Annotated in this window: 26 protein-coding genes and 1 tRNA gene; 11 read left to right on the forward strand and 16 right to left on the reverse strand. The window is 33.4% G+C overall.

The annotated features are described in order from the left end of the window. Positions 1–10: 10 nt before the first annotated feature. From ACFSJT_RS10410 to ACFSJT_RS10450, 9 genes are all read left to right on the forward strand, one after another. Positions 11–1213: an FtsW/RodA/SpoVE family cell cycle protein gene (locus ACFSJT_RS10410; protein ID WP_378320198.1), complete on the forward strand. Its 1203-nt coding sequence runs from the start codon at positions 11–13 to the stop codon at positions 1211–1213. After that, positions 1210–2310: an undecaprenyldiphospho-muramoylpentapeptide beta-N-acetylglucosaminyltransferase gene (murG, locus tag ACFSJT_RS10415; protein ID WP_378320199.1), complete on the forward strand. Its 1101-nt coding sequence runs from the start codon at positions 1210–1212 to the stop codon at positions 2308–2310. The genes ACFSJT_RS10410 and murG overlap by 4 nt, the downstream gene beginning before the upstream one ends. A gap of 14 nt (positions 2311–2324) precedes the next feature. After that, a complete protein-coding gene (gene murC, locus ACFSJT_RS10420) occupies positions 2325–3671 on the forward strand; it encodes a UDP-N-acetylmuramate--L-alanine ligase (RefSeq protein ID WP_378320200.1) in 1347 nt (448 codons plus the stop codon). Continuing rightward, positions 3668–4387 (forward strand): cell division protein FtsQ/DivIB, encoded by a 720-nt coding sequence (locus tag ACFSJT_RS10425; protein ID WP_378320201.1) that lies wholly within the window; start codon positions 3668–3670, stop codon positions 4385–4387. Before murC ends, ACFSJT_RS10425 begins: the two co-directional genes overlap by 4 nt. Positions 4388–4394: 7 nt before the next feature. After that, positions 4395–5744: a cell division protein FtsA gene (gene ftsA / locus ACFSJT_RS10430; protein ID WP_378320202.1), complete on the forward strand. Its 1350-nt coding sequence runs from the start codon at positions 4395–4397 to the stop codon at positions 5742–5744. Between the two features lie 77 nt (positions 5745–5821). Continuing rightward, a complete protein-coding gene (gene ftsZ, locus ACFSJT_RS10435) occupies positions 5822–7789 on the forward strand; it encodes a cell division protein FtsZ (protein WP_378320203.1) in 1968 nt (655 codons plus the stop codon). Between the two features lie 100 nt (positions 7790–7889). Then, on the forward strand, positions 7890–8339 hold the full coding sequence (locus ACFSJT_RS10440) for a GatB/YqeY domain-containing protein (RefSeq protein WP_378320204.1): 450 nt from the start codon (positions 7890–7892) through the stop codon (positions 8337–8339). A 181-nt stretch (positions 8340–8520) separates the two neighbouring features. Further along, a tRNA-Arg gene (locus tag ACFSJT_RS10445) sits at positions 8521–8594 on the forward strand. 962 nt (positions 8595–9556) lie between these two features. Then, the gene (locus ACFSJT_RS10450) at positions 9557–9712 is read left to right on the forward strand and encodes a hypothetical protein (RefSeq protein WP_378320205.1); all 156 of its coding nucleotides are present in this window, start codon (positions 9557–9559) and stop codon (positions 9710–9712) included. Positions 9713–10256: 544 nt separating this feature from the next. Here ACFSJT_RS10450 and ACFSJT_RS10455 read toward each other — a convergent pair. The 11 genes from ACFSJT_RS10455 to ACFSJT_RS10505 form a co-directional block, all read right to left on the reverse strand. Continuing rightward, positions 10257–10457: a hypothetical protein gene (locus ACFSJT_RS10455; RefSeq protein WP_378320206.1), complete on the reverse strand. Its 201-nt coding sequence runs from the start codon at positions 10455–10457 to the stop codon at positions 10257–10259. 61 nt (positions 10458–10518) lie between these two features. Further along, positions 10519–10875 carry a DUF4160 domain-containing protein gene (locus ACFSJT_RS10460; protein ID WP_378320207.1) on the reverse strand — a complete coding sequence of 119 codons (357 nt, stop codon included), beginning with the start codon at positions 10873–10875 and terminating at the stop codon, positions 10519–10521. 11 nt (positions 10876–10886) lie between these two features. After that, on the reverse strand, positions 10887–11555 hold the full coding sequence (locus tag ACFSJT_RS10465) for a hypothetical protein (RefSeq protein ID WP_378320208.1): 669 nt from the start codon (positions 11553–11555) through the stop codon (positions 10887–10889). Between the two features lie 22 nt (positions 11556–11577). Then, entirely contained in the window at positions 11578–11907 is a 330-nt protein-coding gene (locus ACFSJT_RS10470; RefSeq protein WP_378320209.1) for a hypothetical protein, read from the reverse strand. Positions 11908–11976: 69 nt separating this feature from the next. Next, positions 11977–12759, reverse strand: a complete 783-nt coding sequence (locus ACFSJT_RS10475; protein WP_378320210.1) for a Swt1 family HEPN domain-containing protein — start codon at positions 12757–12759, stop codon at positions 11977–11979. Positions 12760–12811: 52 nt separating this feature from the next. Further along, positions 12812–13270, reverse strand: a complete 459-nt coding sequence (locus ACFSJT_RS10480) for a hypothetical protein (RefSeq protein ID WP_378320211.1) — start codon at positions 13268–13270, stop codon at positions 12812–12814. A 4-nt stretch (positions 13271–13274) separates the two neighbouring features. Continuing rightward, the gene (locus ACFSJT_RS10485) at positions 13275–13544 is read right to left on the reverse strand and encodes a hypothetical protein (protein WP_378320212.1); all 270 of its coding nucleotides are present in this window, start codon (positions 13542–13544) and stop codon (positions 13275–13277) included. 44 nt (positions 13545–13588) lie between these two features. Continuing rightward, positions 13589–13945, reverse strand: coding sequence for a hypothetical protein (locus ACFSJT_RS10490; protein WP_378320213.1), 357 nt, complete (start codon positions 13943–13945; stop codon positions 13589–13591). Positions 13946–14031: 86 nt separating this feature from the next. After that, on the reverse strand, positions 14032–14982 hold the full coding sequence (locus ACFSJT_RS10495; RefSeq protein ID WP_378320214.1) for a tetratricopeptide repeat protein: 951 nt from the start codon (positions 14980–14982) through the stop codon (positions 14032–14034). Between the two features lie 7 nt (positions 14983–14989). Then, positions 14990–15244 carry a hypothetical protein gene (locus tag ACFSJT_RS10500; protein ID WP_378320215.1) on the reverse strand — a complete coding sequence of 85 codons (255 nt, stop codon included), beginning with the start codon at positions 15242–15244 and terminating at the stop codon, positions 14990–14992. A 21-nt stretch (positions 15245–15265) separates the two neighbouring features. After that, the gene (locus ACFSJT_RS10505) at positions 15266–15535 is read right to left on the reverse strand and encodes a hypothetical protein (RefSeq protein ID WP_378320216.1); all 270 of its coding nucleotides are present in this window, start codon (positions 15533–15535) and stop codon (positions 15266–15268) included. A 971-nt stretch (positions 15536–16506) separates the two neighbouring features. Here ACFSJT_RS10505 and ACFSJT_RS10510 point away from each other — a divergent pair. Both ACFSJT_RS10510 and ACFSJT_RS10515 read left to right on the forward strand, forming a co-directional pair. Beyond that, complete coding sequence (locus ACFSJT_RS10510) at positions 16507–17184, forward strand: zinc-dependent peptidase (RefSeq protein WP_378320217.1); 678 nt, start codon at positions 16507–16509, stop codon at positions 17182–17184. A 203-nt stretch (positions 17185–17387) separates the two neighbouring features. Further along, entirely contained in the window at positions 17388–18089 is a 702-nt protein-coding gene (locus tag ACFSJT_RS10515; protein ID WP_378320218.1) for a Bax inhibitor-1/YccA family protein, read from the forward strand. 36 nt (positions 18090–18125) lie between these two features. On the opposite strand, the gene ACFSJT_RS10520 is transcribed toward ACFSJT_RS10515, so the two are convergent. The 5 genes from ACFSJT_RS10520 to ACFSJT_RS10540 all read right to left on the reverse strand — a co-directional run bounded on the left by ACFSJT_RS10520 (position 18126) and on the right by ACFSJT_RS10540 (position 23471). Then, entirely contained in the window at positions 18126–19118 is a 993-nt protein-coding gene (locus tag ACFSJT_RS10520; RefSeq protein WP_378320219.1) for a YpdA family putative bacillithiol disulfide reductase, read from the reverse strand. A gap of 151 nt (positions 19119–19269) precedes the next feature. Next, positions 19270–21030, reverse strand: a complete 1761-nt coding sequence (locus ACFSJT_RS10525) for a T9SS type A sorting domain-containing protein (protein ID WP_378320220.1) — start codon at positions 21028–21030, stop codon at positions 19270–19272. A gap of 177 nt (positions 21031–21207) precedes the next feature. After that, complete coding sequence (locus ACFSJT_RS10530) at positions 21208–22341, reverse strand: helix-turn-helix domain-containing protein (protein WP_378320221.1); 1134 nt, start codon at positions 22339–22341, stop codon at positions 21208–21210. A 9-nt stretch (positions 22342–22350) separates the two neighbouring features. After that, positions 22351–23013, reverse strand: coding sequence for a ribulose-phosphate 3-epimerase (rpe, locus tag ACFSJT_RS10535; protein ID WP_378320222.1), 663 nt, complete (start codon positions 23011–23013; stop codon positions 22351–22353). Positions 23014–23063: 50 nt separating this feature from the next. After that, positions 23064–23471 (reverse strand): BLUF domain-containing protein, encoded by a 408-nt coding sequence (locus ACFSJT_RS10540; RefSeq protein WP_378320223.1) that lies wholly within the window; start codon positions 23469–23471, stop codon positions 23064–23066. Between the last annotated feature and the right edge of the window lie 128 nt (positions 23472–23599).

A 23599-nucleotide genomic window follows, 5' to 3' on the forward strand; every position in this document is an offset into this window, starting at 1 on the left:
AGTAATAAGAATGACCAAAATACTCAGAAATATTAAAGGTGATAAAGTGATATGGGCAGTAGCTGCCTTGTTGGCATTATTCTCTTTTTTACCAGTGTATAGTGCGAGTAGTAATTTGGCATATTTATATGGCGATGGGGATACCTTTAGTTTTTTAGTTAAACATTTTGCACATCTGGTCTTAGGTTTCTTGATTATGTATGGAGTACATAAAATACCCTATCATTATTTCAAGGGACTTTCTATTATTATGATCCCCGTAGTTTTAGTGTTATTATTGGTGACGATGGCTCAAAATAACACCATAGAAGGAGCTAATGCAAGCAGATGGATTCGTTTACCTTTTGTAGGAGTAACGTTTCAGACTTCTACCTTGGCAGCTGTGGTTCTCATGGCCTATGTTGCCAGATACCTTTCAAAAATTAAAGATCAAAAAGTATCGTTTAAAGAAACTTTACTGCCACTTTGGTTACCAGTATTTTTGGTGCTCATGCTCATTTTACCTGCAAATTTCTCTACGGCAGCAATTATATTTTCAATGGTAATTATGTTGGTATTTCTTGGTGGATACCCATTAAAATATATTTCAGCAATTCTGGGGTCTGGTTTTATTGTATTAGTATTTTTTATGCTATTCGCCAAAGCCTTTCCAGGAATGTTTCCCAATAGAGTTGATACCTGGGTAAGCAGAATCGAGAATTTTACTGATAATAAAGATACACAGGAGGACTATCAAATCGAACGTGCAAAAATAGCTATTGCAAGAGGTGGAATTATTGGCACTGGTCCTGGCAAAAGTGTACAGAGAAACTTTTTACCACAATCATCCTCAGATTTTATTTATGCTATTATCATAGAAGAATGGGGGTTTTTAGGCGGTGTATTTCTAATGCTATTGTACATGTTTCTTCTTTTTAGATTAGTAGTTGTTGCACATAAGAGTGAAGATGTCTTTGGGAAACTGTTGGTCATTGGAGTCGGACTTCCTATCGTGTTTCAGGCATTGATTAATATGGCAGTAGCGGTAGAATTATTTCCGGTTACGGGTCAAACACTTCCTTTAATTAGTAGTGGAGGAACATCTATTTGGATGACTTGTCTGGCTATAGGAATCGTACTGAGTGTAAGTAGTAAACGAGAAGCAATCATTGAACAAGAATTAGATAAAGAAAAAGAAGAAAATCCTCTAGAGGTGTTACGAGAAGCTGTATGAGCAAAGGATTGAAAATCATATTATCTGGCGGAGGAACAGGAGGACATATCTATCCTGCGATAGCTATTGCAAACGAGTTGAGCAACAGGTACCCAGATGCCTCATTTTTGTTTGTGGGTGCAAAGGATCGTATGGAAATGCAAAAAGTACCACAAGAAGGGTATGAGATTGTTGGACTTTGGATTAGTGGAATTCAAAGAAAATTGACATTGAGTAATCTCTTGTTTCCAATTAAATTGCTGAGTAGTCTGTGGAAATCAAGAAAAATAATTAAAAGTTTTAAGCCTGATGTTGTTATTGGTACTGGTGGTTTTGCCAGTGGCCCTTTGCTGAAAGTAGCAGGTTCTAAAAAAATACCTACAGTACTTCAGGAACAAAACTCATTTCCTGGAATAACTAATAAATGGTTGGCCAAAGAAGCTAGTAAAATCTGTGTGGCTTATGATGATATGGATCAGTTTTTTCCAAAAGATAAAATTATCAAAACAGGTAATCCCGTTCGCCAGGATCTGTTAGAAATTGATGGTAAAAGAGAAATAGCTTTGTCAAAATATAACCTTGATCCCGATAAGAAAACGATTTTGGTCTTAGGAGGAAGTTTAGGAGCACGAAAAATTAATCAATTCATTGAGAAAGAACTTGATTTCTTTGCTCGGCAAGGCGTTCAGGTAATCTGGCAGTGTGGCAAATTGTATTATTCAGAATATAAAAAACATGATAATCAAAATTCTGTACAAGTACATCAGTTTCTGGATGCCATGGATCTGGCTTATGCAGCGGCAGATATTATCATTTCTAGAGCTGGAGCAAGTTCAGTTTCAGAATTATGCATTGTGGCTAAACCAGTATTGTTCATCCCATCACCCAATGTAGCCGAAGATCATCAAACGAAAAATGCAAAGGCTGTTGTCGATAAAGGTGGGGCAATTATGTTAAAAGAAGGTGAGTTGGATTCAAAATTTGAGAGTACGTTTTCTAAAATATTAGCGTCTGAAGAAAAGCAAAAGGAACTTTCGAAAAATATAAAAAATCTGGCGTTACCTAATGCAACATCAGATATAGTCAATGAAATTGAAAAATTAATAAAAGAATACTAGTGTATAGCATATAAATGAACAAGGAGTTAGAGAACATAAAGAATATTTATTTTATCGGTATCGGCGGTATTGGTATGAGTGCGCTTGCTCGATATTTTAAGTTTTTAGGCAAGAATGTTGCTGGATATGATAAAACTCCTAGCCAAATCACTACAGATTTAAGTAAAATCGGTATTGAAATTCATTTTGAAGACGAAGTAAGTGCTATACCTGATGTGTTTTTGAATAAAGAAGAAACACTTATAGTGTACACACCAGCTATTCCTGTGGATCATAAAGAGCTTAACTATGTGCGTGATCATGGATATGACCTAAAAAAGAGAGCTGAAGTTCTGGGGATAATTACAAAAAATACATATACACTTGCTGTAGCAGGGACTCATGGAAAAACAACCACAACAGCAATTTTGGCACATTTGCTGAAAGAAAGTGGGGCAAAAGTGACTGCGTTTCTAGGTGGCATTAGCGAGAATTATAACTCTAATCTAATTTTAGAAGGTAATGAAGTGGTGGTAGTTGAGGCTGATGAATTTGACAGGTCTTTTTTGCAATTGTACCCAGATATCGTAGCGGTAACTTCTATGGATGCAGATCATTTGGATATATATGAAGAAGCCAACGCCCTAGAAGAATCTTTTGTTGAATTCTCGTCAAGAGCAAAAGATCATCTTTTGGTCTGTAATGGACTTCCGATTTCTGGGATAACTTTTGGAATAGAAGACAATTCTGATTACTGTGCTCAACATATTAGAATAGATAATGGAACATACATTTTTGATTTAAAAACCCCCAACAAACTCATTAGGGATTTGCATTTAAACCTGCCAGGTAGACATAACTTGTTAAATGCCATTACAGCCTTTGCTATTGCGATGCTATACGGCTCCCCGACCACATCACTAGCAAAGGCTTTATTATCATTTAAAGGAGTTCAGCGTAGGTTTAGTTATCAAATCAAAACTCCAGATATCGTTTATGTAGATGATTATGCGCATCACCCAACAGAGATTAATGCTTTACATCAGGCGGTACGAGAAATGCATCCTGACAGAAAGGTATTGGCTGTTTTTCAGCCTCATTTGTATAGCAGAACCAGGGATTTTGCATCAGATTTTGCAGCTAGCCTTAGTCAATTTGATCAATTATTGCTGTTAGACATTTATCCTGCAAGAGAATTACCTATAGAAGGAATAACATCGCAATGGTTATTAGAAATGATTACAAGTGAAGATAAAAAGCTAGTGTCAAAAGATAATTTGGTCGATGAAATATTAAAAAGTGAACCTGAAGTTGTAGTTACCATAGGAGCTGGAGATATAGGAGAAGAAGTAAATAGTATTAAAGAGGCATTATTAGTATGAAGAAGAGGGTATTGACATATCTAAAATTTAGTAGCTTGATCTTATTAGTGATTGTTCTTTTTGCATTTACTAGTAAACGTAATAAGCAAAGAAAGATTAGTGAAGTGCTTATAGAATTCATCGAAGAGCAGGATCCTTACGTAAACGAACTCATGGTTAATAAATTGTTAATACAAAATGACGGAAGGGTTACGAACGTGGGTAAAGAAATTTTAGTTTTGAATACTGTAGAGCAAAAGCTGGATTCACACAAAATGATCGAGCATTCTGATGTGTATCTTACTGTAAGTGGGGAGCTTAGGGCTAGAATTAAACAACGCACCCCAATTGCAAGAGTGAACGCAGTTACTCCTTTTTATGTAGATATTACAGGAAATACGATGCCTCTGTCTGATAGTTATTCGGCACATGTGCCTTTAGTACATAACGTATCAGAGAGAGAAATTCCAGAAGTTTTTCCATTACTGAAGAAAATTCAGGAGGATGAATTTTTGAAAAAGCATGTAGTTGGGGTATATCTGAACGTAAAAGGGCAATACGAATTAGAGCTTAGAGTATACTCTTTTAGAGTAGTAATTGGGGAAGTAGAAAATCTTACTGGTAAGATCAAGAATTTTAAGGCATTTTATCAAAAGGCACTTAGAGATAAGAGCCTTGATAAGTACAAAAAAGTCAGTTTACAATTTAGTAATCAAGTGGTGTGCACAATAAAATAATACCATTATGGAAAGAGAAAGAAATGATATAGCGGTAGGATTAGATATAGGGACAACAAAGATTGTCGCTATGGTCGGGAAGTATAATGAATATGGAAAGATGGAAGTCCTGGGAGTAGGTAAGTCCAAAAGTTTGGGTGTGCATCGTGGGGTAGTTAATAATATCACGCAAACTATACAATCAATACAACAAGCTGTTCAAGAAGCAGAGAGTGTTTCAGGTATTAAAATCACCGATGTGACAGTAGGGATTGCAGGTCAACATATTCGAAGTTTGCAACATAGCGATTACATCACTAGACCTAATGCAGATGCCGTTATCGATGAGGACGATATCGAGAAATTATGTAATCAGGTACACAAACTGGTGATGTTACCGGGAGAAGAGATCCTGCATGTACTTCCTCAGGAATATAAAGTAGACGGTCAAGCCGAAATAAAAGAACCCGTGGGAATGTATGGAGGAAGACTAGAAGCTAATTTTCATGTTGTTGTTGGTCAGGTAACTTCTATTAGAAATATTGGGCGATGTGTAAAAAGTTCTGGGTTAGAATTATCTGATGTTACCCTAGAACCTCTGGCTTCTGCAAATGCAGTATTAAGTCAGGAAGAGAAAGAGGCAGGGGTCGCACTTATCGATATTGGAGGGGGTACTACTGATCTGGCAATCTTTAAAGATGGCATTATTCGTCATACTGCTGTGATTCCGTTTGGAGGAAATGTGATTACAGAAGATATTAAAGAAGGATGTTCTATTATTGAAAAGCAAGCAGAGTTACTGAAAATAAAATTTGGATCTGCCTGGCCCGGAGAAAATAAGGATAATGAGATTGTATCAATTCCAGGTCTGCGGGGTAGAGAACCTAAGGAAATTACCCTTAAAAATTTGTCCAAAATTATTCATGCACGTGTAGTTGAGATTGTCGAACAAGTGTTTTTAGAGATAAAAAACTATGGGCATGAATCTCCAAAGAAGAAATTGATCGCCGGGATCGTCTTGACAGGCGGGGGGTCACAGCTCAAGCACCTTAAGCAATTGGTAGAATATATCACTGGCATGGATACCCGTATAGGATACCCAAACGAGCATTTGGCAGGCAATAGTGATGCAGAAACAACTAGCCCAATGTATGCAACGGCAGTTGGATTGGTAATGGATAGTCTGGTACATATTAAAAAACAAAAAAAGTCGACCCAAAAAGAAGCTTTGGCAAATGCTGAAGCGACACAACAGGTTGAGGCAACAGATACCAATGTTATTGAAGAAGAAAACCCTAGAGTTGATCTTAAGCCAAGAAAGAATATTCTTGAAAAATGGACAGAAAAATTCAAAGAATTTTTGGATAACGCAGAATAGTTTAGGAAGGAAAAAGTTCAGATTTGAACGGTAAAAAATAGAGTAAGAAAAGCAGGAGAACCAGAAAATTAGCAATTATGAGTAATAACGAAGAATTCGAAAACATTTCGTTTGATTTACCCAAAAATCAATCTAATGTGATCAAAGTGATCGGAGTAGGAGGAGGAGGTAGTAATGCCATCAACCACATGTTTCAACAAGGAATAAAAGGGGTTGATTTTGTCATCTGTAATACAGATTCACAGGCATTAGAGAATAGTTCGATTCCTAATAAAATTCAGTTAGGAGTTTCATTAACTGAAGGTTTAGGGGCAGGGGCCAATCCAGAAGTTGGCGAGCAATCCGCTGTAGAAAGTTACGAAGAAATAAAAACCATGTTGGATACCAATACCAAAATGATTTTTATCACTGCAGGTATGGGTGGTGGTACTGGTACCGGAGCAGCTCCTATTATTGCAAAAATGGCTAAAGAATTGGATATTCTTACCGTGGGAATAGTGACTATTCCTTTCCAGTTTGAAGGTCGTATGCGTAATGAGCAGGCACAATTGGGTGTAGAACGTCTTCGTGCCCATGTGGATTCTTTGATTGTGATCAATAATAATAAACTACGCGAAGTATATGGTAACCTTGGGTTTAAAGCTGGTTTCTCTAAGGCAGACGAGGTTCTTGCCACTGCTTCTCGAGGTATCGCCGAAGTTATTACACACCACTATACGCAAAACATAGATTTACGTGACGCAAAAACGGTTCTAAGTAATAGTGGTACGGCAATTATGGGGTCTGCTAATGCCTCTGGTAATAAACGTGCTCACGATGCTATTGTAAAGGCACTAGATTCTCCGCTACTTAATGATAATAAGATTACCGGAGCCAAAAATGTACTGCTGCTAATTGTATCTGGTAGAGAAGAGATAACTATCGACGAGATTGGTGAGATCAATGATCACATTCAACAAGAAGCGGGACATGGTGCTAATATTATTATGGGTGTAGGAGAAGATGAGTCGTTAGAAGACGCCATCTCTGTAACAGTAATCGCAACAGGATTCGATGTCGAACAGCAAGACGAGATTGTAAATACAGAAACCAAGAAAATTATTCATACCCTTGAAGATGAGCAGCGTACTGCAGTGCAAGATTTAACTCCAAAATCTACAGGTAAGGTTACGCCAATACTTTCTCCGTTGCCTAAGAAGGAAGAGGCAGAAGAATCTTCAATAATAAAGCATGAATTGATTGAAGATGCAGAAGAAGTCGATGAGCCTTTGATTCCTACTACAGATCTCTTGAAAAATATTGATGTTAACTATGAAATAGTGGATGCTTTTTCTACCGATAATGATTTTGTGATTATTAATGCACAAGATATTATTAAAGAAATAGAAGTTAATGATGCAAAAGAAATAGCAGAACAAGAGAAAGAAGATCAATTTTCATTGGCATTCGATATGCCTGTTGGAGCAGGTAAAGAAGAAACGGTTAATGAAATTGCTTCTGAAAATTCTGTAACTGAAAAAATCGAAGAAGAAGAACAATCTATAATTTTTGATCTAAGTGATGATATCTTGGATATGGAGGTTAACGAACCTATAGAGGTTGTACCAACAAGCGAAACTATATCAGGAGGTGTTCGAAAATACAGTCTAGAAGACTATATGGAAGAAGAAAAAAGGTTAACTGAAGCACAACCAGAAGTTATGGAAGAAGATGAAGAGGTTCTTTTTGAAAAGAAAACGGTTGCTCCAGCTCCGGAAACAGAGCCAACCGAAGATGTAGATCCTATAAATCAACCTATTTCTGAAACACTAAAGGCCAGAGCGGCAGAACGTCGTGAAAAGATGAAAGAATTTAATTATAAATTCAGGAACAGTTCTAATAAGATTGATGATATCGAAAAAGAACCGGCCTATAAGCGTGCTGGGATAGATGTAGATGCAAAACCTGATGATTCTGGATTGTCACGTACTTCACTAGGAACCGATGGTAATGATGATATACAATTAAGAAAAAATAATTCATTTCTACATGATAATGTAGACTAAAAGATTTTAATAACTAAAATTGCGAGATAACCGATAATCTAACGATAGATTATCGGTTTATTTTTTATCTTCGCAATCCGTAAGAATAAAATTTATACCCATGAGTTTACAAGCAAAAGTAATGACCGCAATGAAAGAGGCTATGAAGGCCAAAGATACCAATGCGTTAACCTCATTACGAGCTATTAAATCGGCTATTTTGTTAGCTCAAACAGAAAGCGGAGCTAAAGAAGAACTTACAGAGGATCAGGAGGTAAAATTGCTGCAAAAATTGGTAAAACAACGTAAAGACAGTGCTGTAATTTTTGCAGAGCAGGGTAGAGATGACCTGGCGCAACCAGAACTAGATCAAGCCAAGGTGATCGAGCAATTTTTACCGGCACAGTTAAGCGAAGAAGAAATTGAAAAAGTAGTGGTAGATATTATTGCCAAAACAGGAGCAGAAGGTATGAAGGATATGGGAAAAGTAATGGGAATGGCTTCTTCTCAACTGGCAGGTAAGGCAGATGGTAAAACCATTTCTACGATAGTAAAAAGTAAATTGTCTTAGAAATTTTATATCGGTCGTGTGGCGCAACTGAATACCTGCCTGCCGGCAGGCAGGGCGTAAAATTTGAGTTATGATTTTTTATACTTATGGTTTAAGGAGCGAAATTGATGGTAGATTATATAAAGGACATACTCATAGGTTAAAAAAAAGAGTGGAAGAGATTATTTAAAACAAAAAATTAGGCCGTGTGGCGCAACTGAATAGCGCATCAGATTTCGGCTCTGAGGGTTGGGGGTTTGAATCCCTCCACGGTCACGTCAAGCACAAAACCTGCAATGTAATTGCAGGTTTTTGTTATTCGGAAAAGATCAAAACGTAGTTTTGTGAATCTTTGGAGAATAACAAAACCTGTAAAGCGTTAGCTTTGCTAGTTTTGTATTTGCAGTAGTGAGTGTATTGAGGATCATAAAATAATCCTCCCTAGGTCACTTTTAAGACAAAATTTATCAAAGCGAGACAATATTGTCTCGCTTTTTTGTTGGATATTGTTACTTTTGTAATTGATCACAAACAGTGAGATTTAGTAATACACAACAGTTATTATAAGCGAAATATTAAAAATTTGGTCGATGGGAAAAATTTGGATAATAACAATAGCTATAGCAATTTTTTTAATAATAAATTTTCTTCATTATATAAGTCTTAGAAGTTATGTTAAAAAAGAATTTGGCAAAAAGTGGTTGAACCTTTGGGGAAACAAAGTTTATTTCTGGCAAAGCTCAATACTTATTAGTACAGCTGGTACACTTTTAATTATCTATCTTTTGAAATGGACTAATGTTTTGAGTTTTTAGTAGTCAAAAACATGAACTAATGATATTGTAACATGGCAAAAACGACTATAAAACATTGTTTGTATTAAATGCTATTTCAACAAGCAGTTTTCAAAATATATTCTTCTTCATAATAATTGTTAACATTATCTAAAAATTCAGTAGAAAAGTTCGAACTCTGGAAGCCTGGGGTCACGTCAAGCACAAAAACTGTAAAGCGTTAGCTTTGCTAGTTTTGTATTTGCATTAGTGAAGCATATAAAGGATCATAACATAATCCTAATCCTCCCTGGGTCACTTTTAAGACAAAATTAACCGAAGCGAGACAATATTGTTTCGCTTTTTTTTGTTCATTTATAATCAAGAAACAATAGTATACCAACTTAGACAAAACCTCGATTGTCTTTAAATGTTCGAGTTATAAATAACTAAATTATCATTATTATGTTACACAAAATTTTAGAAAACGCAAAAGTACTAAGTAAAAACCAACAGAAATTTATAAATGGAGGAGCAGTTTGTCATGACCCCCTTGGAGACCCTTGTGCTGGAGAGATTGTAAATTGTGAATGTGTCGTCAATATAGATGGTCTTCCATAGAGAAAAGCGGTTTTTAATAAAGAAGGGCATTCATCAAAAATGCCCTTTTTTATTTTAGAATTAAAAATTAATAAATCTTCCCATCTCTCCAAAAGCTATTAATATTAACAAGCTGTTTTCAGCATATATTCCTTTTCAAAATAACTGTTAACATTATCTAAAAATTCAGTCAAAAAGTTCGAACTCTGGAAGCTTGGGGTCACATCAAGCAAAAGAGGGTGTCTAAAAAGTAGTCATTCCGAGAGAAACGAAGGAATCTGTTGAGCTTAAGTTACTGATAAACAGATTACTTAAAAATTAAAATTTTTCGTAATGACATTTTCTAAACTTTTTAGACAGCCTCTTTTGTTATTTGTAAAAAATCGAAGCCAAAAGCTTTGAAATCTTTGGAGAATAACAAAAAGCACCTCTAGCATTATTTTCTATCACTGAATTGAATATTTAGCTACCAATATACCTTTGGATATGTAAAAAAGGATACCATACACCGTAACATATATATCGAATCCATCTATACCAACAGCCGTTCTTCTTTTTTATCGTTTTATTGAACTTTAGTTATTTCAAAATATTCATTTCCAGCTTGAATTTTTAAATCAATAGAACCTTTATCATCTTCGTAGAGATGTAAAATTGAAAGTATCTCCAAAGGAATTACTCTTTCCAAATCTGTAATACTTCCAGTTCCTTCTTCTTTCGTTCCACCTGGAGAACTATCTATCAATTGATATTTATATCTTATCATCGTTTAATTGAACTTTTAATTTACTATTCTACAAGATAAAACTTTCTGCGCTATCGGGTTTTTATACATTATCTCCGTGATATTTTTTCCAAATGGTTTCCAACACCATCTTACCTTTCATTCCTTGATAAAATGCATTAATTTTTTTGAGGTTTTTCGAACTCATATTTCCAGAAATTAGGTCACATTTTTCAATCGTAAATTTTGCATCTATTTCTTTATTCTTAGAAACTACGTGAAAATGTGGTGGATTATGATCGTTTGGGTAAATTTTTACTTGAAGGTCATCAATAGTAGCAACACGTTCTTTTATTGCCCAAGTAGGATCATTCAAGTGCTTTTGTAATGAAACATCATCTAATACTAAATAATATTCAAGCAAATCTTGTAATATTGTTTCAAATATTTTTAGGCTCATTTTTTAATCGGTTATTTAGACTTTTTGTTCTTTTCAATTTCAATAAATAATTGAAACATCTCAAAAACATTCGATGTAATTAATGCAATAAATCCAAAGATGACAGTTGAAACTATCACTTGCACGATATCATATCCGTTTTCAATCCAAGATTGATAAGCTGTAAAAAGTATTAAGATTAAAATCAGGGGTATTAATAGCAAGGATATTATCGCTAAAGATAAAATTGGCAGAGTAATGAATAATGATTTAATACATCCAGATTTGTTACTATTGTTATCTGATTCTATGGGAATTGGATTAGAAAGAGAAATTGTATTTAATAAATAATTACCATTTAAGGAGGGGTGTTTAATTTGATATAGTTCTATGAGATATCTATCTGTTCTAATTATGTTGTTTATATTACTAATTACCATTGAAAAAGTATAAGCAATAAAGACTGGAAGAAATCGCAATGCTAACTGCACATCGTTTATTTTAAAAGGACCAGCTTTGATATCACTAATAATTTGATTTTTTAGAAGAAAATATCCTAGAAATCCTATTAAAAATAATATAGAGTTTTTATTAATTCTTTTAGTTAAGAGGTTTTCTTTGAATTTATACTCTTGGATAAAAAAATCAACCTCACTTGGTGATAGTTTTTGTAATTGATACAGAATTTCTGAATATTTCATGGGTTATTGAAATTTAGATCGTTTAGTTAAACTTTTTAGAAATAACACTAACTGATCTATATCTAAACCCTTTATTTTTTCCAAAGCAGGTTGATTTGTTAAAGCCTATATAGGATTTACTTCTTTTCCCTACATATATTTTTTTAATTTCGGATATTGTTTTAGCGTCACATCCTGTTAGGGTAACTTTTATTTCTAAATTAACGCCTTTATCAGTATTATTGACTGCATACCAATTTGCTGTTCTACCGTCAGAAGAATTATATACATTTTGTTGTTCCACTCCTACGTCGTTTTGTGATAAACATATTGTGCTTAAGAATAAAAATGAAGTAAATATTATAGATTTCATATTTTAGAAAATTTAGTTAATTATTTTTATAAGTTATCGTTTTATTGAACTCCTTTTTTAAAATTTTACTCATTTGATTTCCTGAGCTTTTTTTGGTAAAATAACATAACTCAAATGTACTTCTCCATCTCTATCAACTTGACTGTGATAAGGTCTTGTGCTTCTCATTAGAACATTAAATACTTTCCTTAAACAAACGTGTTTATTTTCTATGAATAGCTTAATTGTATTTTCTCTCTGCCAAGGAGTAGTATTCTGTATACGGAACTCTAGTGGCTGATCTTCAGGATCTGTTGCATTAATAGTTATTTCCAAAATATCCCCAGGGAATAATGTAGTTTTAGGGTGCAAACTATTGAATCCTGGCCAAACGTTGCCAAAATTATCGGCCACTCTTTCAATTCTGGGAAAAATATCTACATTATATTCCATTTTACTCTGATATCTAATTATTTTATTTCGTATTTCTCCACAAATTCCTTCAAGTAAGTTACTTTGATGTAATAAAAGTAATCTACCATGTGCAAGGGTATTGCGATATTCTTCCATTTTTTTAAAGTAGACATCAAACTCCTTTTTGTCTTCAAAAACGGATTTAAAAAGAGCTGCCCAATTTTTACTTATAATAGTAGACAAATCATAAAAGTCCGAATAATAGATTAGTCTACTTTCAACTATTCCTGTCTTTAGAGATTTTTTAAGAGCTATATCCCTTTTTTCCTCCCATTTTTTAATTCGATCAACAGATATACCATAGTACTTTTGCCAATCTCCATTATATTTTTTTCTTAGTTGATATAATATAAAATCCCTAAGTGTATTTTCAATTTCAATAATTCTATTAAATGACATATTTATAATTTAATCGAGTAAAGAATGTATAGTTGACTTAACAGCTAATCGTTTATTTAGACTTTCTTTTCTTAATAAAGTATTTTTCATCATTGTAAATATCCTGATATAAGTAATTACAGGATTTAGATAATGCCTCTAAGCTATTATTAGAAGTAAATAATAACTTATCGTTTAAAGAGAATACAAAAAAGGAATAGTTGATATCTTTTGCTCCAAATGAATTATTGGATCTATACTTGACTTCAATCATTTTACCTAATACTGTTTTGTCTTTGTCTAAAACTAATAAGTTATCGTTTTCTGTTTTAAACCTATATTCAGAACTCCTTTCCCCCATACAATGGGCAGCTATTCTAGATACCGTTATATCATTTTCTTTTTGTTCAATAATTTCTAAACTTGAAGGATCTTTCAGGTTATCTCCAAAATAAGAATTGATTTGGCTGCTCTTTTTATCACAACCATATGTTATAACTATAAGCATTGATAATATATAGAGTTTCTTCATCGTTTTATTGAACTTTTTCGTCGAAGTACATTATATTTTTTTCTAAATCAATTACTTTTAAAATTTCAAGTAATCCATTATTGGCTTTGTAATGCCAAATAGAATACCCTGTTTTTGTTGTAGGATCTGTAAGAGTTTTAATTATATCAACACCCGAAAAATCTCTATTCCCATACTTCATTTGTTTGTTAGATTCATTTAGCTCCATCGTTTCTTGTAATTCATCATTTTTTACTCTTTTTAAGAGTTCTTCGTATTTTTGAAAAGCATCCATACTTTAAGGTTTTAAAGAGTTGTAATTTATCGTTTTATTGAACTTTAATTGCTTATTCCTTTAGACATTTTTAGTATAAGCTTAAGCTGAGTTTCTTGAGAAGCAAAAAAAAATTCTGATGATAGAGTAGTATGAGCTCCAGTAATTAAATAACTCTTAATATGTGTTCCATCAGAAAGTTCTACTAGAGTTTCATTATACTCTTCAAGTTCTTCTTTATCTTTTAAAAAGCTTTTTGGCAAACCATCTTCAATTGGGATAGTTATTATATATCCAGCCATTTCGGTAAAACTTTTAATTACACCCTTTTCCATACCTTGCTCAATGTTCTCGATTTTATTTCTTTTGAAATAATTCAATATTAATATCAAAGTTTGATTGCTTAAAATATCTTGATTCATTTATTATAATTTATCGTTTTATTGAACTTTTAGTTTACTATTCCGCACTATCGGATTTTGAATAATATTTAAGAATTTATTATAAACTACCACTTCCATGTGAGTAGATTATGATATCCTTGTATGTAATATTTTTTAATTACGCCAAAACCCTGGCAAACTTCGCATTTAAAATATCCTGTATTACAATGATTGCAATGCCCTATATCTGAACCAGACCAAGAATACCTTCTTGCTGTTCCATCACAGTGTGAACAAGGTACAATTAATTCACCATGACATATATTGCAAGTTTTTTTATAACCCAAATCTTCAAGTATTGTTCTTGCCAATTTCCTGTTTTTTTGGGTGCCTTTTCCATAAAAATGTAATCTAGCCAAGTATTTCCCACAAGATTCTTCACCTTGTTCATAACATTTTTCCCATAATTTTAAAGCATCCTCATTTTTTCCTTTTGAGTATAGAAGGTATCCTAACCAAAATTGACCAACCTTATTTCCTTCCATTGCGGATTTTTCAAACCAGTAAAAAGCTTTTTTGTAATTTCCACTAAGACGATATAACTCTCCAGCAGCATTCTGACCCTCTATTGATCCTTTTTCTCCACATTTTACAAAATATTTTAAGGCAAGAGAATCATTTTTTTTATAATATCGACCCTTTAAATAATCTATACCTAAAATGTACATAGCACTTATATTTCCTTGTTCGGCACTTTTCTCGAACCAAAAAAAAGCAGTGTTTAGATTTCGTTTTACACCACGTCCTTTAGCAAAAGTAAATCCATAATGGTATTGACCTTCATCATTTCCTTGTTCGGCACTTTTTTTAAACCAAAGCACTGCTTGAGTATGATCTTTTTCCACCCCTTCTTTACCATAACCATAAAAAATCCCTAACTCCTTTTGCGCAATAGGATCGTTAGCTTCTGCTTTTTTTCTGGTTTCGCGAAAAAGATCGGTTTGTGCACTTAATGTTGAACTTAAAAACATTAAGAGAAATCGTATTGCCATTAAAATATGGAATTTATTTTTCATCGTTTATTTAGACTTTCGATTTCAATTTTGTCGCATGCTTTATAGATATTTCTGCTAGACTCTTTATAAGAGTATTTCTATCGTAAACATTATTAATAATAGCTTTATGTATTATTTTTGGCGTTTCGTCCGCAACAGACTTTTGAAAATCATCAAATATTTCGAGAATATTGTTATTGGGGTTCTCTAACTTAGTTAAGCACCTATTTGTAATTTCATTTACAGTAGCTTCGAATTCTTGTATTAAACTTTCTTTATTCATTTTTATCGGTTTATTGGACTTTTAAATTTCTTCTTCTTCTAACTTTTGTTGAATATCAATTAAGAGCCTTATATAATCTGCAGCTAAACCATTTCCAATTTCACTTAACTCTGGAGGATCTATTTCTAATAGTTCATTAAACTGATTTTGGTATTCTTTTGGGATTTCCGTTTTAGAAAGACATACTACTTGAAGTTCATCTTTCTTACTAGCCAATCGAGTACTAGCATCTCCTTTATGTATTGCCATTCCATAATTTAGATTGGACAATTTGGATAATAAATGCGACATAGTTTAATTTTGTATTGATTTGTTAATTTTATCGATTATTTTATATATTTTCAATAAACAACCCCATAGCCGAAGAAAACTTCAGTTATGGGGTGTTTATAAATTTTTACGTTGTCTCTAAAATACTAAAAAACTTTTAATAGGCTACTTTTTCCCTCAAATTTTCAAATGTTTTTTGTAATATGACTTTCGCATATCCAGTTTTGAGAAGGAGTACTAAAGGGCGCATATCTAAATAACATACTAGTTCATTTAAGTGTCAAATCGTTAACTCAGGAAATGAACCGCGTTATTGAACTTTGTAGGTTTTATTCACTGGTTTTTCACCAAAAGTTCAATTAAACCACCATATCTATAAATTAAAAAACCCGATCTAGAGACCGGGTTCTTACTAACAACAAAAGTGCTAAAATGAGCTAACGACCAGTTTAGCGGAAGAATCAGTAGGGGTAGCAGAATGACTTTTGTTTTTGGGGTAGGCTCTCTTGATCCTGATCCATAATCTTTTGGTGGTAGATAGCGTATTTAAGATCGGGTTCCTCACTATATCTGTTTTTTCGCGCAACCACATAATGATCCCGGTAATCATGTTTTGAAGATAAAAAAGCTATAGTAGAATAATTTTACTGAATCGAACTAGCCCTAGATCAGATCTAATTTGAGTATCTTTATATGCTACAGTAATAGTTAACGTAGACTCTATTAATGTTAAAATATCATTTTAACAAGGTTTTTATTTCTAAAACACTATTTTTAAAGGCCTTAACCTACATTTTCTTTTTTTGATTTTTTTGACAGCATATTTATTAATTCAAGAAGGTGAACCTACAAACTCGATATTTCAGATCGTTTTGGGATTTGCAATTACGTTGGGTATTGTATCCATTTGTGTGTATTACGTTTTACGATATCTAGAATCTATCTACGTAAAATATAATAGCAAACCGTATTACATTCATTTCTATCCAAAAATGAAAAAACTACCCGATAATTTACAGGTTTTTGCTGGGGAGAATGATTTTTATAATAAGTTGGATAAAAAACGAAAGCGATATTTTGCGCATAGAACTGCACGGTTTTTAGAAGACACAAATTTTGTGGGAAGAGATGGTTTGGTTATAGATGATTTTATGCGCATGCAAATCGCAATGATGGTAACACAACTTACTTTTGGAATGCGTCATTATTTACTAGAATATTTGAACACTATCATCGTATATCCTTCGTCTTTTTATTCTGTTTTGAATCAAACTGAAAACATTGGAGAATTCAATCCCAGATCCAAAGCACTGGCACTTTCATGGAAAGATTTTCAGAAAGGAAACCTACACCAGGATAAAGGAAAAAGTTTGGGAATTCACGAGATTACACATGCGATTCACTATAATTCGATAAAAAATAATGATATAAGCTCTGAAATTTTTTATGATACCTTTTTGCAATTAGAGCAATATTTGGGTGCAGTAGAAATAAGAAAGAAAATTGTAGAGACCAAAATTTTGAGAGATTATGCGTATACAGATAAGTTTGAATTTATCGCTGTATTAGTTGAAGTTTTTATGGAATCCCCACAAGAATTAAAAGAGAAATTTCCTGAAATCTATATGTATGTAATGCGAATGCTTAATTTTCGATATTTTGAGGAGTAGTAATAATCCTATTTTAAGAAAACTATTATATTTATCATTCTAATACCATTTCTCACATGAAATTACCGTATAAAATTGTCTCTTTTGACTTGATGCTTCGTTATAAAATTGATCGATAGCTATGGCTATCCATAAATTTTTTGCCTTGCCTNTAGTAACTTCATATAAGAACTGGTAGAAACAACCTTAATTATTAAAAACTTATGGAAGAATTTCAACAAGTAATGCCGGTAAGTGCTCTTACAGATGAAAAAAGAGTTGCATTTTACAAGAAGACATATACCCACCTTGCCATGGCTGTTTTACTTTTTGTTATTGTAGAATGGATCTTTTTTCAATCTGAGACCATTGTAAATTTTGCATTTTCTATGACTCAAGGTTGGAGATGGTTACTCATGCTTGGTGGATTTATGTTGGCGACCACTTATGCAGAGAAAATGGCACACAAAAATCACAATATTAATCAGCAGTATCTGGGCCTTCTAGTATACGTAATAGCCGAAGCCTTTATTTTTATTCCATTGATCGGAATCGCTATGATGATGGCTGAAAGTGGAGGCGCAAATATTTTAAATCAAGCCGCGATTTTGACCTTGGCCTTGTTTACAGGATTGTCTGCAATTGTTTTACTTACCAAAAAAGACTTTTCTTTTCTTCGTTCTATTTTGACCATTGGATTTTTTATAGCTCTTGGATTGATTGTAGCGGGATTGTTATTTGGATTTAATCTGGGACTTTGGTTTAGTGTAGGGATGGTTATACTGGCATCTGGATCAATTTTGTACCAAACTTCTAATATGGTTCATAAATATTCTGAAGATCAATACGTAGGAGCTTCTTTAGGATTATTTGCTTCGCTGATGTTATTATTTTGGTACATCTTGAGTATTTTATCAAGGGAATAATAAACTATAGTAGTAATATGTATATCAAAAGCTGAACTATGTTGTTTGGCTTTTTGTTTGTGCGAACTGTTTTTCTGTAATAGAATTTAGTATTGCTGTTGCATGAATTCTGGAGTTTTCTATATACCATACATGCGTATCCATTCCGCCACAAATCACTCCTGCCAGGTAAAGATTCTCTACATTAGACTCCATGGTTTCTTCGTTATACTCGGGATACAGTTTCTCGTCATCTGAAAGTGTAATTCCTATTTTTTTAAGAAACTCAAAATTGGGCTTGTATCCGGTTAATGCCAGTACATAATCGTTTTCTATATCAATATCTCCGTTTGGGGTCGTAATACTAATTTTGTCTTCGAATATTTCTTTTACCGTAGCATTATAATGCGCCTTTATACTTTCTTCTTTTATTCTATTCATAATATCTGGACGCACCCAATATTTTACCCGTTTACCAATTTCGTGGCCTCGTACGATCATGGTAACGTCTGCTCCTTTACGATAGCACTCCAAGGCGGCATCTACTGCCGAATTACTTGCACCAACCACTGCTAATTTCTGTTTAGCATAAAAATGTGGATCCTTATAATAATGAGATACTTTTGGTAAATCTTCGCCAGGCACGTTCATAGTGTTGGGAATGTCATAAAATCCCGTAGCGACAATAACGAACGAAGCCGTATAGTGTTGTTTTTCAGTTTCAATTTTGAAAAGACCATTCTCTTTTTTAACGGTATTTACTTTTTCAAATAAAGTGATGTTTAAGTTATTAGAAGTAACTATCCTGCGATAATATTCTAATGCCTCATTTCGTTTGGGCTTAGCTTCTTTGCTAATAAAGGGAATATCATCAATTTCAAGTTTTTCTGAAGATGAAAAGAACTGCATGTTTATGGGATAATTAAACAAAGAATTAACGATAGGACCTTTTTCTATAATAAGATAATCGATTCCTTTTTTCTTTGCTGCTAACCCACAGGCGATACCTATGGGGCCTCCTCCTATAATGATTAAATCTGTATGCTTCATTTTAAAACGCTATCGGGATAAATTGTCATATGTACGGGTAGATACTTACAACATAAATAATATATAAAGCTACTAATTTTTAAGGTCCCAAAATGATAAAAGGCAAGCTTCTATTGAGAAACCTGCCTTTTTAGACGAAAAAAGTAACAGTTTATTTTATCACCAACTTTTTTATAATACTTTCTCCATCTATGTAAATATTTAAAAAATAATTCCCCTTAGATAAGAAAGATGTATCTATTTCGATTTCCTGATTATAATTAAAGCTGTTTTCTGAAATGACAAGCCCGGAAATATCTACTGTTTTGATTAAAATGGGATTTGTACTTTGAAGATTTTTGATTTTAATTTTTACTAGATTTTTTGACGGATTAGGGTATACAATTACTTTGGCTTCGATGTTTTTAATAGGTGGCCCGACTGGTTTTTCTTTGCCTTCTTCGATAGTGTAAAATTGATTTACCCTGAGGTTTTTAAATGTATCTACGTTTCCGGAAGGCCAATAAATAGTTAGTTTATCAATTTTAGGAGCTTTGGCTAACCCAAAATGTACTCTAAGACTGTTATGTCCCATGAAGGTATTCGAAGCAGAAACCTCTCTTTTTTGAGTAATTATTTTCCCCTTTATTTTTGAGGTTAATTCTAACCTGGCACCTAGTGCTGCTTTATTTGAAAGGTTTCCAATGAGTTTAATATTTACGAAGTGGTTTTTTATCCTAAAATCATTTCTGAAAAGCCCTTTAATGCCTCTACCCACAACAAAGAAATCTAAATCGCCGTCATTGTCATAATCCCCAATAGTTGCTCCTGTAGAGTTCCCGGAAGTTGCTGTGTTGATAAGATTAGAACCACTTTCAGTAAAGGTTCCGTCTCCATTATTAATATAATAACCACTTCCGGTAGGATTCGAACCAGTAATAATTACGTCCAGATCGCCATCGTTGTCAAAATCTCCCCAAGCGTTGGATAGGTTTTGGTTATTTGTCATTGTAAATGGAACTGCGGTTTCTACATACGTACCTGCATTATTGATATAGAATTTGTTTTCAATACCAGAATAGTTCGTAAGGCAAATATCAAGATCTCCATCATTATCATAGTCTATAGCGTTGTAGCATTGCCCATCTTGAGGATCTTCGGCAAATGAAAGCTCAGCAGTACTGATCTTCTCAAAACCTTCATTTCCTGTTTCCATTTGCAAGTTTTTGAATAAGAAATCTTGTTTGATACCGGCGGGACCAGATGCGGGACCACTCGCAATAAATAAATCAGTGTCTCCATCTTGATCATAATCAGTCCAGTTGGATACGGTATAAGCTTCTTTATTCGTTAGAAATTCGTAGGACTGAGTAACTTCGGTAAACGTGCCATCTGCATTTCCTCGATATAATCTGTTGGGGAAAGACGATGCACCCAAGAAACCATTGGCAAAGGTCAATATGAAATCTACATAACTATCATTATTGTAATCACACCATTGTACACTCCAAGTGGCAGAATTAATAGTATTCAGGACAGTATTTACCTCTGTAAATTTTCCTGCACCGTTATTAGCATAGATTCGAGTTTGTAGGGTAGAGGGGGCTGAGAAACGAGAATAAATAAGGTCAAGGTCCCCGTCATTTTGATAATCTGCCCAGCTGCATCCTACTAATGCTGTAGCGATAGGAATTGTACCACTGCTTTGGGCTACCTCAAATTTTCCCTTCCCAAGATTTCGATAAATAGTTCCTCCATAGAACAGGTCTATATTATTATCGTTGTCTATGTCTGTCCATGAGGTTCCAAAATATGTCCCTCCAATGGCCGGGTCTGAGATAATAGGATTAACGGAATCCTTAACCAAGGTGAAATTTTGAGAAAAAGAAGTACATGTAAAGCTAAAAAAGAGTAAAAAGAATAGAGTTCTCATAAGCCTGGATTTTAAGATTTATAAGAATAAAATTCTGTAAAATCCTTTTAGAAACGGTTTAGAATTATAATTCTTTACTCGATAATCGAGATTTAAATGCTCCGATGCTTGCCTCGAAATCTGAATTATTTTTTCAATCCAATGCCTCATGGGCTTGCCCTGAGGTAGTTTACTTTTTTAGGTGTCCTGAACGACGAAGTGTCTTTTCTTATATTCTGAAGGGGTGCATTTGAACTTATTTTTAAAAGCGCTATTAAAGGTAGCTTTGTTATTGAATCCAACATCAAAATATATTGTTTTTATGCTTGTTTCAGAATCTTCAATGAGCATTTTTTTTGCTTCCTCTAATCGATATTCATTAATGAATTGATTGAAATTTTTCCTGGCTTTTTCGTTTATAAGTTTGGAAAGGATGTGGGTAGATAATCCTGTCATATCAGCCAAATGGACTAATCTAAGATTGTTGTTTAAATAAGGTTTGTTGTTTTTAATATACAGAAGTAATTCAGTGTAAAATTCGTCTTTGGTGGCTTGCGTTAATTCTCTCCCATTGGTCTCTTTCAGAAATAAATTTGACAGCAATTCGCCATTAAAGATAGAAGGTTCTTTGTAGACCATATACCCTATGGCATAGATCGAGATAGCCATGGAGAAAGAAATGGCATAGTCCCAACTAGAATTAAAAAATGAAAATTTAACCAACACATAATAGCTGATATAGGAAACTGTAAACATCAAAAATAGGTTCATTAGAAGATTTACCCATTTTTTTCTTATGGCTTGATATTGTGTTGTGCTACTGATATTTTCATGAAATGCAATAAAATCCTTTGTTGTGATCCAGTAAATGATTAGTGATAATGCAGCAAGCCATGGAGATCTTAAAGAACCAAATAAATTAAATAAAACCTCATTTTCATGATGTTCAAAGTTTTGGAAACCATCAGATCTAATAAAATAATATCCCGTGAGTATAAAAGATATAACCGAGGGTAAAAAATGAAACCACCGTACTTTGAATGTCTTGCTATAAAATTTGGCGATATAGATATATAGAAGTGGACCAAAAGCCAGGTACCAACTGGAATCAAAAAAATATAAATAAGGATAAATCGATCCATAATTAGTCCAATATAATACGTATTGAACTAATATAAGTGAGAACCCAAATACAAATAAGATAACAGGTAGATTGTTAATCCTACTATTTTTATGAAGCCCTAAAATTATACTCAAAAAGAATCCTAACGAACTCACCAACAAAAAAAAAGACGTCCAGGTATCAAAAGATGGTGTTAGGTTCTGTCCCATATTATCTATTTACATTCCTACAATCTCTTTTAACCGTTTAATTGTTTTAGTTGGATTTTCACTTTTAAAAACATGGCTGCCAGCCACCAATACGTCTGCACCTTTATCTATAAAAATTTTTGCATTTTTATCAGTAACACCACCATCCACTTCTATAAGAGTATTGGATCCGTTGCTGTCAATCATTTCTCTAAGTTTTTCTACCTTTTTATAGGTGTTTTCTATAAAGGATTGTCCGCCAAATCCTGGATTTACGCTCATTACACAAACCAAATCAATATCGTGGATAATATCTTCTAAAGCATTTACACTCGTGTGTGGATTTATAGCTACACCGGCTTTCATTCCTTCATCTTTTATAGCTTGCAAAGTTCTATGAAGATGTGTACACGCTTCGTAATGTACTGTAAGAATGTTACTTCCTAAATCTGCAAAAGTTTTTATGTAACGGTCTGGATCAATGATCATCAGATGTACATCGATTGTTTTGGTAGCATGTTTGGCAATGTCTCTTAAAACTGGCATTCCAAAAGAAATATTTGGAACAAAAACACCATCCATGATATCAATATGAAACCAATCTGCATCACTATTGTTGATCATTTCTATATCGCGCTGTAAATTAGCAAAGTCAGCCGCTAATATTGAAGGGGCAATTAATTTTGAAGCCATAAAATTGTGTTGTTTTGGGCAAAAATACTATTTAAGTTTCAAATAATGAGCTAGAGGAGCTTCATAAATTTTTGTGTCAAATACAAGATGCTTTTGTAGTGCTCTGGATTATAATCTTTTTCTTTATTCAAGAATTCTTGTAATTCGGTTTGACTGTAATGATCTGAAATCACTGTGAAAGAAGAATGATATTCTGAGAAAGAATGATCATTCATCTCTTTATCTAACATTTTGATAATGTTATAATGCCTTGAATCTTTTTTGATTCTTTCAAACATTCTTTTAACGATTTCTTCTTCACCTTCAAGAACCTGGAAGAAATTACCTTCAGAATATATGAGTATGCCTGTAAGACCAATAGTATTGTTATGAACATTAACATGATCCATAAGCTTAGCGATATCAGTATTTGATAGATCTGGATTGACCGTACTTACATAGCTTATAATATACCTCATGGCGCATATATTGTGAGGGGTACTTAAAGATACAAATTTTGAGTTTGATAATAAAGATATTACTTTGTCAATTAGAATAAAGAACCTCAATATTTCACTATAGTGACGCTTACATTTTGCTATAAATG

The sequence above is a fragment of the Aquimarina celericrescens genome, from assembly GCF_042682765.1.
GTDB lineage: Bacteria > Bacteroidota > Bacteroidia > Flavobacteriales > Flavobacteriaceae > Aquimarina > Aquimarina celericrescens.